The sequence below is a fragment of the Pseudomonas sp. SWRI50 genome (assembly GCF_014269095.1).
GTDB classification, from domain to species: Bacteria; Pseudomonadota; Gammaproteobacteria; order Pseudomonadales; family Pseudomonadaceae; genus Aquipseudomonas; species Aquipseudomonas kermanshahensis.
Map to the genome: position 1 here is coordinate 36,159 of NZ_JABWRW010000003.1, position 12,138 is coordinate 48,296.

At 64.2% G+C, this 12,138-nt stretch carries 14 protein-coding genes and 1 pseudogene; 14 read left to right on the forward strand and 1 reads right to left on the reverse strand.

Annotated elements, in window-relative coordinates; genetic code table 11:
• Window positions 1-24: 24 nt before the first annotated feature.
• The 13 genes and pseudogenes from HU750_RS04070 to HU750_RS04130 all read left to right on the forward strand — a co-directional run bounded on the left by HU750_RS04070 (window position 25) and on the right by HU750_RS04130 (window position 9,817).
• Complete coding sequence (locus tag HU750_RS04070) at window positions 25-537, forward strand: cytochrome b (protein ID WP_186677074.1); 513 nt, start codon at window positions 25-27, stop codon at window positions 535-537.
• Window positions 538-541: 4 nt separating this feature from the next.
• On the forward strand, window positions 542-1,039 hold the full coding sequence (locus HU750_RS04075) for a hypothetical protein (RefSeq protein ID WP_186677077.1): 498 nt from the start codon (window positions 542-544) through the stop codon (window positions 1,037-1,039).
• Entirely contained in the window at window positions 1,036-2,877 is a 1,842-nt protein-coding gene (gene gspD / locus HU750_RS04080; RefSeq protein WP_186677085.1) for a type II secretion system secretin GspD, read from the forward strand. The genes HU750_RS04075 and gspD overlap by 4 nt, the downstream gene beginning before the upstream one ends.
• The gene (gene gspE / locus HU750_RS04085) at window positions 2,874-4,337 is read left to right on the forward strand and encodes a type II secretion system ATPase GspE (RefSeq protein WP_186677087.1); all 1,464 of its coding nucleotides are present in this window, start codon (window positions 2,874-2,876) and stop codon (window positions 4,335-4,337) included. Before gspD ends, gspE begins: the two co-directional genes overlap by 4 nt.
• A gap of 2 nt (window positions 4,338-4,339) precedes the next feature.
• A complete protein-coding gene (gene gspF, locus HU750_RS04090; RefSeq protein WP_186677098.1) occupies window positions 4,340-5,545 on the forward strand; it encodes a type II secretion system inner membrane protein GspF in 1,206 nt (401 codons plus the stop codon).
• 1 nt (window position 5,546) lies between these two features.
• Window positions 5,547-5,993, forward strand: a complete 447-nt coding sequence (gene gspG, locus HU750_RS04095; RefSeq protein ID WP_099455598.1) for a type II secretion system major pseudopilin GspG — start codon at window positions 5,547-5,549, stop codon at window positions 5,991-5,993.
• Window positions 5,990-6,043 (forward strand): annotated as a pseudogene (locus HU750_RS27460) (prepilin-type N-terminal cleavage/methylation domain-containing protein); the annotation flags it as partial. The gene gspG and the pseudogene HU750_RS27460, both read left to right, overlap by 4 nt.
• Before the next feature lie 29 nt (window positions 6,044-6,072).
• Window positions 6,073-6,459 carry a GspH/FimT family pseudopilin gene (locus HU750_RS04105; protein WP_238348878.1) on the forward strand — a complete coding sequence of 129 codons (387 nt, stop codon included), beginning with the start codon at window positions 6,073-6,075 and terminating at the stop codon, window positions 6,457-6,459.
• Window positions 6,437-6,820, forward strand: a complete 384-nt coding sequence (gene gspI, locus HU750_RS04110; RefSeq protein WP_186677106.1) for a type II secretion system minor pseudopilin GspI — start codon at window positions 6,437-6,439, stop codon at window positions 6,818-6,820. The genes HU750_RS04105 and gspI overlap by 23 nt, the downstream gene beginning before the upstream one ends.
• A complete protein-coding gene (gspJ, locus tag HU750_RS04115) occupies window positions 6,807-7,391 on the forward strand; it encodes a type II secretion system minor pseudopilin GspJ (RefSeq protein WP_186677108.1) in 585 nt (194 codons plus the stop codon). The genes gspI and gspJ overlap by 14 nt, the downstream gene beginning before the upstream one ends.
• Window positions 7,388-8,245, forward strand: a complete 858-nt coding sequence (locus HU750_RS04120; RefSeq protein ID WP_099455594.1) for a type II secretion system minor pseudopilin — start codon at window positions 7,388-7,390, stop codon at window positions 8,243-8,245. The genes gspJ and HU750_RS04120 overlap by 4 nt, the downstream gene beginning before the upstream one ends.
• Entirely contained in the window at window positions 8,238-9,350 is a 1,113-nt protein-coding gene (gene gspL, locus HU750_RS04125) for a type II secretion system protein GspL (RefSeq protein ID WP_186677110.1), read from the forward strand. The genes HU750_RS04120 and gspL overlap by 8 nt, the downstream gene beginning before the upstream one ends.
• Complete coding sequence (locus HU750_RS04130) at window positions 9,347-9,817, forward strand: type II secretion system protein M (protein WP_186677119.1); 471 nt, start codon at window positions 9,347-9,349, stop codon at window positions 9,815-9,817. The genes gspL and HU750_RS04130 overlap by 4 nt, the downstream gene beginning before the upstream one ends.
• Before the next feature lie 13 nt (window positions 9,818-9,830).
• Here HU750_RS04130 and HU750_RS04135 read toward each other — a convergent pair whose 3' ends face one another.
• A complete protein-coding gene (locus HU750_RS04135; RefSeq protein WP_238348879.1) occupies window positions 9,831-11,018 on the reverse strand; it encodes an MFS transporter in 1,188 nt (395 codons plus the stop codon).
• A gap of 165 nt (window positions 11,019-11,183) precedes the next feature.
• Here HU750_RS04135 and HU750_RS04140 point away from each other — a divergent pair, with 165 nt between their 5' ends.
• Window positions 11,184-12,083, forward strand: coding sequence for a LysR family transcriptional regulator (locus tag HU750_RS04140; protein WP_186677123.1), 900 nt, complete (start codon window positions 11,184-11,186; stop codon window positions 12,081-12,083).
• Window positions 12,084-12,138: the final 55 nt, after the last annotated feature.

A 12,138-nucleotide genomic window follows, 5' to 3' on the forward strand; every position in this document is an offset into this window, starting at 1 on the left:
GCCAGGCCAGCCTGGGTACTTTCAATGCATGAACACAAGTATTGCTGGCAGCAGGTGCTGTTGCACTGGGTCTCTGCCGTGGTGATCGTCTGGGCGCTGGTCAGTGGCTTTTACGTTGCAATTTTCGATGTTGAGCCCAATACCGCCAGCCTCATTGGCTTCGTCAACGTCAGCCTGACGACCCTTTTCATTCCCCTGTTCCTGGTGCGCTGGCTGGTTCGCTTGTTTAAATCCAGGCCAGGCGCTGTACATGATGACCCCGCCGGGCAGTTGATCGCCCACCTGGTTCATGAAGGCCTTTATTGGGTGACGGCCGTGGTGCTGTTGTCCGGCGTGCTGATGATGGACCGGCCAATCGACGTATTTGGCTGGTTTACCTTGGCACCCCTGTTGAGCGATTGGTTCTGGCTGGCCGCGTGGTCGAAGCTGCACATCGTGGCGAGTTCTCTGTTGGCACTGGGCGTGTTGCTGCACGTTGGTGCAGTGGTTTTCCATGAGCTCAGCGGGCGACGCGTATTGCGTCGGATGTTGCCTTGAACCCATGAAACGCTCTTCCTATCTGCCCTGGATTGCAATGCTGCTGGTGGCTGTGGTCATCCTGGGCGTGCGTGAAATGGCGCGCCCAGGTATCGACGCATCTGCTGTGCAGGCACGCGCGACCACTGCGCCACCTGCACCGGAGCAGCCCCTGTCCACTGCAGCGCTGGCGCTGGCATTTGGTTTCAGTGCACCTGGCCAGCAGTCCTCGAACCAAGCCGGCATCGTGCTCAAGGCGTGCTTTGTTTCCAGCCGCGGCGATGCCTGGGCGCTGGTGGCTAGCCGCGAGGGCGAAGGCGTGCACCGGGTTGGCGACAGGCTTGCGGGCGGCAGTGTGCTAAGGCGCATCGGTGTGCGTTCCATCACGCTCTGGGTCGATGGCCGTGAGGAAGTCGTAACGCTGTCTGGCACTCACACCACGCTCTTCCACCCCACTGGTAACACGGCCACCCCCGGCCGTGTCGCTGCTGATTCACCCCGCTTGTTGCGGGAGGTGCAATGACTTTCAAACGATACCTGCGCGTTGCGACGTTCGGTGCCTGCATGACCCTGGCCAGCCCGCTGATCTTGGCTGATGAGCCTACCTGGCAGTTGGCAATGAGCGACGCCGATGTGCGTGATGTGGTGCGCGAGGTAGGGGCGATCCTCGACCAGACGATCGTGCTCGACCCGCGTGTTCAAGGCCGTATCACGGTACTGTCCAATCAAGCGCATGACCGCGAGGGCATTCGACGGCTGTTTTACTCCGTGCTCAATGCCCAAGGTTTTGCTGCAGTCAACGACGGTGATCGGCTGTTGGTGCTGCCGGCCAGTGAAGCCAAGGCCTGGGCCAACCAACAGGTCGATGCGATCCCTTCGGCATTCACCACACGGGTATTCACCCTCTCCGGCAGCATTGCCGCTGACCTGGCCGGGCTGCTGCGGCCGTTGGTATCGAGCAACGGTTACATCGGCCCGTCCAGTTCAGCCAATGCCCTGGTGGTTACCGATTCGGCTGCCAACCTCGATCGCCTGCAAGCCCTGGTTGTGCAACTCGACAGCGGCCAGCGGCACGACTACGAACTGGTGACCCTGCGCACCGCCCAGGCCAGTGACGTGCTGCCGGTGGTCGAAGCGTCTGCGGGCGGCCCGGACAGCGGTGTTCGGGTGCTGCTCGACCCGCGTGGCAATCGTCTGTTGATTCTCGGCCCGGCAAAGGCTCGCCAACGCCTGGCGCAACTGACCAACGACCTCGATGCCCCTGCGCCTGCGTCATCGCAAAACTGGCGGGTGGTGCGTCTTCAGCATGGCAACGCCGAGCAATTGGCCGAGGTGCTGGGTGAAGTCGGCAAGCGCCTGGATGGCAAGGCGGGCACGGAAAGCTTGGGCCAGCCGCTGGCGGCAGGGGCCATGGTCAAAGCCGATACCAGCCAGAATGCGTTGGTGCTGTTAGGCGAGCCTCAGACCTTGGGCAGCGTGGTACAGATTATCCAGCAGCTGGATCAGCCTCGTGCGCAGGTGTTGATACATGCGGCAATCGTCGAAGTCAGTGGCGACATCAACGAAGCCTTGGGGCTGCAATGGGGCGTCGATACCGGGAGCGTGAAGGGCGGGGTGACCTTCCCTGACAGCGGTACTTCATTGGCGAACCTGTTGGGGCCGGAGAAGGCCTTGCCCAGCGGCGCGGCGCTGGCGATAGGCTCCGACCGCTTCGGGCTGTTGGTCTCCGCGCTGGCCAGCAATAGCCGGAGCAATCTGCTCTCAACCCCAAGCCTGCTGACCCTGGACAACCAGGAGGCACACATCCTGGTGGGCCAGAACGTGCCCTTCAAGACCGGCTCCTACACCACAGCGGGCAGCGGCGCGGACAACCCGTTCACCACCGTCGAACGCAAGGACATCGGCATCAGCCTGAAGGTCCGCCCGCACATCAATGAAGGCCGCAGCCTGCGCCTGGAAGTCGAGCAGGAAAGCTCCGAACTGGCGCCGAGCACGGTCGAGGGTGACCTGATCACCAACAAGCGAACGCTCAAGAGCACCATCCTCGCGGCCGATGGCGAGATCATCGTGATTGGCGGTTTGATCAAGGACAGCATACGTACCGAGCAGCGTGGTGTCCCTCTGCTTAGCCGCATACCGTGGGTGGGCGGGTTGTTTCGCTGGACCCGGGACACCCAGGAAAAGACCAACCTGATGGTATTCCTGCGGCCAACCATTTTGCGTGGTGAGGCTGAGCTGATCGAAGCAGGGCGCCGGGCGTATGACGACGTGCGCGCAGCCGACCCTTCGAACGTGCCGCAAGACCCTCAGCGCCTGTTCGATGTCCGCCGCCTGCCCACTGTCGAGGAGGCCGGCTTGTGAGTGAGTTGTTGCCGTTCCACTTCGCCCGGCGCCACGGCGTCCTCCTGGCCCAACAGGCCGCCAAGCCCGCTTTGCTGATGCGCGATAACGCATCGCTGGATGCGCTGTCAGAGGCGTTGCGCCTGGTGGGCAACCACTGGCCGTTGCGCCTGGTGGATGAAGGCGAGTTTGCCGCGCAGCTCGCCCTTTGCTACGGCGGCGCGCAGGATGCGGCGCAGACGGTGATCCAGAGGCTCGACCAGCAAATCGACCTGACCCGCCTGGCTGAGGCGTTGCCGCAGACCAGCGACCTGCTCGATCAACAGGACGACGCGCCGATCATCCGCTTGCTCAATGCGTTGCTCAGCGAAGCCGTCAGGTCGCGCGCCTCGGACATTCACCTGGAAACCTTCGAGCAGCAGTTGCGCGTGCGCATGCGCATCGATGGGGTCCTGCGTGAAGTGCTGACGCCACCAAGGGCGCTGGCCGCGTTGCTGGTATCGCGAATCAAGGTCATGGCTCGCCTGGACATTGCCGAAAAGCGTGTGCCGCAGGACGGTCGCATAAGCCTGCGCCTGGCAGGCCATGAAGTGGATGTGCGGGTGTCGACCTTACCCGCTGCCCATGGTGAGCGGGTAGTGCTGCGCTTGCTGGACAAACAGGCGGTGCGCCTGGACGTGGAACACATGCAGATGCAGGCGTCGGTGCGCCGTGGGTTTTTGGGCATGCTGGAAAAACCCCACGGCATTTTCCTGGTGACCGGGCCGACCGGCTCCGGCAAGACCACCACGCTTTACACGGCGCTCTCGGTGCTCAACCAGACGTCGCGCAACATCCTCACCGTCGAGGACCCCATCGAATATCACCTGCCCGGCATCGGCCAGACGCAGGTCAACACCAAGGTCCAGATGACCTTTTCTCGCGGGTTGCGGGCCATTCTTCGCCAGGACCCGGACGTGGTCATGGTGGGTGAGATCCGCGACCGGGAAACCGCCGATATCGCCGTGCAGGCCTCGCTGACAGGGCACCTGGTGCTCTCGACCCTGCACACCAACAGTGCCCTGGGGGCCATTACCCGTTTGGCGGACATGGGCGTGGATACCTGCCTGCTGGCGTCTTCCCTTGCCGGTGTCATGGCCCAGCGGCTGGTGCGGGTGCTGTGCCCGCACTGCAAGGTCGCCTACGCAGTGGACGACGCTACGGCGAATGCCCTGGGCAACCCCGCGACGTTACCCACGCAACTGTATAAGGCCGCAGGGTGTATTGAGTGCCAGTTGGGCTACAGCGGGCGCGTGGCCTTGCACGAGATGGTCGTGGTCAACCCCGCACTGGCTCAGGCCATTCACGGGCGTGCCTCGCAGGCGCACATGCGTGAGCTGATCCGCAGCGATACGCCGAGCCTGTTCCAGCATGGCGTCGAGCGTGTGTGCCTTGGCCAGACCAGCGTCGAGGAACTGCTGCGCGTGACGGGCCAGGACTGAGCATGGCCGTTTTTCGTTATCAAGCCCAGAGCGCTGCCGGCGCCCGCCAGCGCGGCACGTTGGACGCCACCAGTGCGCGCCAGGCGCGGCAGCAATTGCGTGAGCAAGGGCTGGTGGTCTTGACGATTGAGGCGCAACGGCCATCGCCCTTTGCGTCCGTGCGCAGCAGCAACCGCTTGAACCTCGCGCGTCGTTGCCTGTTGACCCGGCAACTGGCGACCTTGCTGCAGGCGGGCATGCCGTTGACCGAGGCCCTGCACGCAGTAGCGGTGCAGAAGCACCAGCGTCAAGTCAGGCAGGTAATGCTAGGCGTGGCCGAGCGTGTGGCCGAAGGCAATACCTTGGCCGACGCGCTGGCGCGCTACCCCTCGGCCTTCCCGGTGGTGTATCGCGCAACGGTCGCGGCAGCCGAGCGTTCGGGTGACCTGGCCGGTGTGCTCGAACGCCTGGCCGGGCATGGCGAGAACCAGCAGGCCCTGCGCCAGAAAGTCCAGCTGGCGATGGTCTACCCGCTGATCCTGATGATCGTATCGCTGCTGGTCGTAGGGTTTCTGCTGGGCTACGTGGTGCCTGACGTGGTGCAGGCGTTTGCCCGCGACCATGCCCAACTGCCCCTGGCAACTCAAGTACTGATCGCCCTCAGCGATGCGACCGGCCGCTACGGCCTGCTGGCCGTGGTGCTGTTGTTGGTGCTTGCGGCGGTGATTGCCCTGGCGCTTCGTGCGCCAGCAAGGCGGCGGCATTGGCATGCGATTGCGCTGCGCCTGCCGGGTTTTGCGGAGCTGGTCCGCACCAGTGACGCCGCGCGTTTCGTCAGCACCCTGGCGATTCTGGGCAGAAGCGGCGTGGTGCTGGTCGAGGCCATGAGCATCGGCGCCGGGGTGGTCGGCAACCTGGTGTTGCGTGAGCGTTTGCAAACGGCCGCCCGCGAGGTCGCCGAAGGCGCGTCCCTGGCCAGCAGCCTGGCGCGCAGCGAGGCATTGCCTGCACTGATGCTGCACATGATCGCCAGCGGCGAACGGGCAGGCGAACTTGAAAGCATGCTCGAACGCGCCGCCGACCTTCAGGAAAAACAACTCGCCGGGCGGATCTCGCTTCTGGTGAGCCTGTGTGAGCCGCTGATGCTGCTGATGATGGGTGGCATCGTGCTGTTCATCGTGTTGGCCATCCTGCTGCCCATTCTCAACCTCAATCAACTGGTCAACTGACATGCCCCTTGGCTCTACACGGCGTTTGCAACGCGGCTTCACACTTATCGAAATCATGGTCGTGGTCATCATCCTGGGCGTACTGGGGGCGCTGGTGCTGCCCAATGTCATGAGCCGCCCGGATCACGCCAAGCTCACGGCAGCGCGCACCGATATACAGTCCATCTCCACTGCGCTGGAAATCTACCGCCTGGACAACGGGCGCTACCCGACCACAGCCCAAGGCCTGCAAGCGCTGGTCAAACGCCCGACCGTGGCCCCGCTGCCACGCCAGTGGAATACGCAAGGCTACCTCAAGACTGCTGCGTCCGACCCTTGGGGTGCCCCCTATCAGTACGCCAACCCCGGCACGCGCTCCGGACAGGGCTATGACCTGTACTCGCTGGGCGCTGACAGCCAACCGGGCGGCGAAGACAGGGATGCGGATATCGGAAACTGGGCCGAATGACATTGCGCCGCTCGCGGGGCTTTACCTTGCTTGAACTGTTGCTGGTGATGCTGCTGGCAGGCATTGCTTTGGGCATGGCATGGCAGGGCTGGCGGGTGGGGGGGATCGGCAACGGCTGGCCTATCGAGAAGCCGGCCTGCTCCTGCAAGTGGTGCAGCATGCCAGGCAGCAAGCGGTGCTCGAAGGGCAAGCACTGGGGCTACGCATCGATCCCCATGGCTACCAATTGATGCTGCGCGCGGGGCAGGTGTGGGCGGCGGCGGGCCAGCGGCGCGCCATCGAGCTGGACCTGCAGTTGGAAATCGACGGCGTGGCGGTGGTGCTTCACGGGGCAGCCAGCGGCGCGCAACTGGTATTTGCCAGCACCGATGAATACACCCCGTTTTCATTGCACTTTCATGAGGCGGGCGTGCGCCTTGCCTCCCTCACGAGCGATGGCCTCAATGACCCCTGGCTCGAACGCTGAACGCGGTTTCACCCTGTTGGAAGTGCTGGTGGCATTGTCGGTGTTCGCCGTGCTGGCCGCGGCAGTGACCTCTGCCACCCAGCATGTGCTGGCGCAGTCGCAAGGGGGGCGTGATCGCTTGTTCGCCAGCTGGATCGCCGACAATCACTTGACCGAATTACGCTTGCAGGCGCCATCGGCTGTTGGGCGTCGCACGCTGGAAGTCAGTTTCGACCAGCGCAGTTGGGTCGTGGCCGAGTCGAGGCGGCGCCTGGCTCAAGCGGCTCTTGTCGAAGTTGACGTGCGCGTGGGCCTGGCCGCTGATCCGCAGCCCCTGCAGCTGGCCACGGGCTGGCTGGAGGCTGGCGATGCCACGCAGTGACGGTGCCCGTGGCCAGCAGGGTTTTACCTTGCTGGAGCTGCTGTTGGCGCTGGCCATCTTTGCCTTGCTCGCGACCGGCAGCAGCCTGCTGCTGGACGCACTGGTGCGGGCCGATAGCGTACGTCAGGCGCAAGCCGATGAACTACGGGCCTTGGGCCGGGCCATGAGTGTGCTGCAGCGTGATGCCCTGCAGAGCTACTGGCCTGCGCCAAAGAGCAGGCGCGCAGGTTACAGCGTGCAGCTGGAACAGCAGCGGGTAGGCTGGCTGCTAGGGGCTGAGCGCGATAGCCAGCCGTTGCCACGCAGCGACCTGAGAGTGGTCGAGTACTGGCTGGCGGACGGCGTGCTGTGGCGTCAACGTCGCACGCTGGAACACGGCGTGGGGCAGCCTCAGCGGCTGCTCGAAGGGGTCGTCGAATTGCGTTGGCGGTTACACGCTAACGGCGCTGGGTGGCAAACCAGCTGGCCGCCGGCCCAGGTGCATCCACCCCAAGCCCTCGAAATCACCTTGTCGACCCAGCGTTTGCAAGGGATACGCCGCGTGCTGCCGCTGGCGGGGAGCAGCCTGTGAGCCGGGCGCGACAGCGCGGCGTGGCGTTGATCACGGTGTTGCTGGTCATGACCCTGCTGACCCTGATGGTTGCCGGCATGTTGCGCAGCCAACAGGGGCTGATCGGGGGCATCCGTCAGCAAATCGAGGCATCACGCCTGCAACAGCTCGCACACGCCGGAGAGCGCCTCGCCTTGGTTGAATTGAAGCAGCAGCGTGACACCCTGCTGCAGGTGACCCATGGCGGCCAGCCCTGGGCGCGAAAACAAACGCTGGATGTCCAAGAAGGGCGCGTGCAACTACGCCTGGAAGACCTCTCTGGGCGGTTTAACCTGGCTGCACTGACTGCGGGGAAAACACTCGACCCGGTCCTGCTCAAACGGTGGCAGCGCCTCTGCCATTCATTGCAGATCGAGCCACCTGCGCTGGACGCACTGGCCGGCAAGCCGCTGCTCGACCCTACCCAGTTGCGGGCGCTACCGGGTGTCAGCGGCGAGATGATGACGCGTTTGCAGCCGTGGGTAGTGGCGCTGCCACCTCGGGCGGCGCTCAACGTCAACACGGCCTCGGCGCGCATGCTCGGAGCACTGGAGGGGGTGGAGTTATCGGTTGCACAGCGCCTGGTGGATGTGCGCCCCGCCGCGGGGTACCCCAGCGTCCAGCGCTTCTTGGCGCTGCCCGAACTCATCGGCCTTGGCATTCAAAACCATGGCCTGACAACAGCCAGCCGATGGTTCCGCCTGGAGGTCCAGGCCGTGCTGGGTAACAAGCGCATGTACCTCTACAGCGACGTGGAAATCGACCTGAACACCGACCAGGTTCGGGTGGTGCGTCGTGTTTTTTCTGCACAGCCGGAGCTAAGGCCAGATGAGTGAAGTTTTTCTGTTTCTGCTGGCCGAGGGTATGGCCGCAGCCGATACCTCGTGGCCAGTGATTGTGCGCACGGCGCAGGGCCTGGAGCAGCGAACGCAACTGGGCGACCTACCGGCAGCGCTGCCAGGTGCAGCGGTGGTGGTGATCGTGCCGATGGAAATGGCCGGGTGCTGTGTGATCGGGCCAGTGCCTGGCAAGCGCCCCCGACGCGAGTCGCTGGCCTATGCCGCCGAAGAACAGCTGGCATCCCCGCTGGAAACCTCTCACCTGGCATTCGGGGCAGCGGATGAGCAGGGCTGCAGAAGGGTTTTGATGGTGGCGCTGGAAGGTTTTCAGCAGCTGCTGTCGCTGTTGCAGGCGCAGGGCATCGACCCCGTTGCTGTGCATGTCGACGCCGACCTGCTGGGAGGCAATGAAGCGTGCGCGCTGTGGTTCGAGGGGCGATGGCTGCTCGGCGGCGGTGGCTGCGCGCGTCTGGCAGTCAGTGCCGACGCCGCTCAGTTACTGGCGCGTCAGCTCCCGCGCATGGCCTGGATGGCCGAAACACACCACCCGGGCATGGCGCTGTGCAACCACCCGATCCCTAGCGCCCTGGCTACCCTGGTGCAAGGGCGTGCGGGCGCGATCGACCTGCGCCAGGGCGCTTTGCGTCGACGGCGCAAGGGCCCAGGCTGGCATGGGTTGGCGGCAGGGCTGGCGCTGATCGTGCTGATGGCCAGCGTTGCCGATTACTTGCGTGCCGAATGGGTTTTGCAGCGTGCAACACAGCAGCAGGCCGAAAACGTCATGGCGTTTCAGCGTTGGGCGCCCGATCAGCCAGTGGGGCCTGATCTGGCGGCGCGCATCGTTGCTCTTGAACAGCGGACCATGCCCTCGACCGCTGTGGAGCGGTTGGCGTGGTTTGCCGAGCATCTGGTCTCCGCCGGGAATGTCACCCTCGAACGGGCCGAATCAGACCCCGCTGGCAGCTGGCGCATGGACGTTGCCGCGCAAGGCTTTGGTGACCTGGAGCGCCTTCGCGAACGGGTTCCCGGGTTGCTGGTGGAGCATGCAAGCCAGGCTGAACACGGCGTACGGGCTGCGCTCTCGTGGCAGGAGGCCGAATGAAACGTTGGCATGAATCGGTATGGGTGCGCCAATGGCAGCAGTTACCGGCTGGCCGGCGCACGTCATTGAACGTTGCGCTGTGGGGCCTCGCGTTTATCGCGGCCTGGCAACTCGCTTGGCTACCGGCCCAGGCCCGCCTGCAGCAGGCTGAGCAAAAACTGCTGCGAGCGCAGGCGCTGGGCGCGCAACTGCAGCGTGTCTCGCGGGCGCCGGTGCGTTCGCAAGGCTCGGTCGAGCGGCTTACCCCCGCCAGCCTGAGCGAGAGCGCTCGTGTGGCCGGGCTTTCCATCACCGCGCTGGAAACCCGGGCGGAGCAGGTGGATATCAGCCTGCAAGGCCCGCCTGCTGCGGTGTTCAGTTGGCTGCACAGCCTGGGCCGAGACACCGGAGGCGTGCGCAACATCCAGCTGCACGTAGACGGTGAGTGGCTTCAGGCCCGCTTTGCGCTGGCATTGAGCGAGGCCTGAAGCGAGGCGATGATCAGGCTGTCTTGGCGGGAAGGCGGCTCAGGTGCAACGCCACCAGCAACGCCACCGCCAGCAGGCTGCCAATGAACAGGCCGATCCCGTTCCAGCCCCATTGATGCCAGAACACCCCACCCGCGGTCCCCGCGACACTGGACCCTGCGTAGTAGCAGAACAGGTACAGCGACGAAGCCTGGCCCTTGGCCTTCAACGCCCGCCGCCCGATCCAGCTGCTGGCCACCGAGTGGGCACCGAAGAAGCCAAAGGTGAACACCAGCATGCCGAGAATCACCATCACCAGCGGGCTGGCCAAGGTCATCAGCAAGCCGCCCGCCATCACCACGATACTGACCCAGAACACCTTGCGCCGCCCCAGCTTGTCCGCCAGTGCGCCGACCTGCGCAGAGCTGTAGATACCCGACAGGTACACCACCGACAATAAGCCGACCAGCGCCTGGTTCATGTGGTAAGGCCCTGCCAGCAGGCGGTAGCCGATGTAGTTGAACAGCGTGACGAAGGCGCCCATCAGCAGGAATGCCTCGAGGAACAGCCAAGGCAGCCCGGCGTCCTTGAAGTGCATGACGAAGCCGTCCAGCAGGCTGCGAGGGTTCACGGCCTGCGGGCGGAAGTTGCGTGATTCAGGCAGGACCTTCCAGAACACCAGCGCCGCGACCAGTGCCAGGCCGCCGATGGTCAGCATGGCTGTGTGCCAGCTGACGAAGTCGATCAGTACCCCGGTGATGAGGCGCCCGCTCATGCCGCCGATGGCATTGCCGCCGATGTACAGGCCCATGGCCAGGCCGATGTGCTGCGGGTGGATCTCTTCGCTCAGGTAAGTCATGGCCACTGCCGCCAGGCCGCTTAATGACAGGCCGACCAGTGCACGTGTCGCCAATACCGCTTCCCAGGTCGGCATCACCGCGCTGGCCAAGGTCGACAGGGCCGCGCAGACCAGCGCAAACACCATCACCGGCTTGCGCCCGAGGCGGTCGGAGATCGGCCCGGTGATCAACAGGCCGAACGCCAGCATGGCAGTCGATACCGACAACACCAGGCTGCTCTGCGCCGCGTTGATGGAAAACTCCTGCGACAGCAGGGGCATCATCGGTTGTACGCAGTACAGCAGGGCGAAGGTGGCGAAGCCGCCGCTGAACAGGGCCAGCACGGTCTTCATGAAGGCGGGGGTGCCTTTCTCGATCCACATTTCGTTAAGGGGGGCAGGTTCTGGGTCGACGGGAAGGGGAGCTACAGCAGTTTTCACGGGCGGGTACCTCTGGCGCAATGAAAAAAGCATATAGCTGGCTAATGATTAGATCTAATATATTGTTCGACCTATTTAAGACGTTTAGCGACTTGTTTGGAGCCGATCATGGAACTGCGCCATCTGCGTTACTTCATTGCTGTGGCAGAAGAGCTGCACTTTGGCCGCGCGGCCCAGCAGCTGGGTATTTCGCAGCCCCCGTTGAGCCAACAAATCCAGGCGCTGGAGCAGGAGCTGGGTGCCCGTTTGTTCGACCGTACCAATCGTCGGGTCGAATTGAGCGAGGCGGGGCGGTTGTTCTTGGAGGAAGCACGCCAGGTGCTGGCGCAGGTCGAGAAAGCGGCCGATGTGGCCCGGCGCGCCCAGTTGGGGGAGCTCGGCGAGATGAAGATCGGCTTCACGTCATCGGCGCCGTTCACCTCGAAAATCCCCAAGGCAATCCATGCCTTTCGTCAGCGCTTCCCGGCCGTGCACCTGAACCTCAAGGAGTTGAGCAGCCGTGATGTGGCTGAAGCGGTGTTTGACGAGTCCATCGAGGTGGGGCTGATGCGGCCCATGCCGTTGCCGGAGGGCCTGGTGGCGACCGAGCTGTTTCGCGAGCCGCTGGTGGCCGTGATCAATGCCTCGCACCCCTTGGCCGTGGGCACGGAGCAGGGGGTGAGCATGGCCTCCCTGGCGCATGAGCCGTTCGTGTTCTTTCCGCGCAGCTATGGCAGCGGGCTGCATGCGCAATTGCTTAGCCTGGCGCGGCACGCCGGGTTCAGCCCGCATTTTGCCCAGGAAGCGGGGGAGGCGATGACCATCATCGGCCTGGTGTCTGCGGGGCTGGGGGTTTCGGTATTGCCGGCCTCGTTCCAGCGCATGCGCATCGAGGGTGTGGTGTACCGCACCTTGTTGGATGAAGGCGCGATGACCGCGGTGTGGCTGGTGCAGCGCGAACACGGCAGCTCAGCGATGGCCAAGGCGTTTGCCGAGCTGTTGACCGGGCAGGTCACGAAGCCTTCGTAGTGGCGCCCAGGCATCGCGATCAGTTCGCCATCATCACCCGACAATTGCCGCTGGC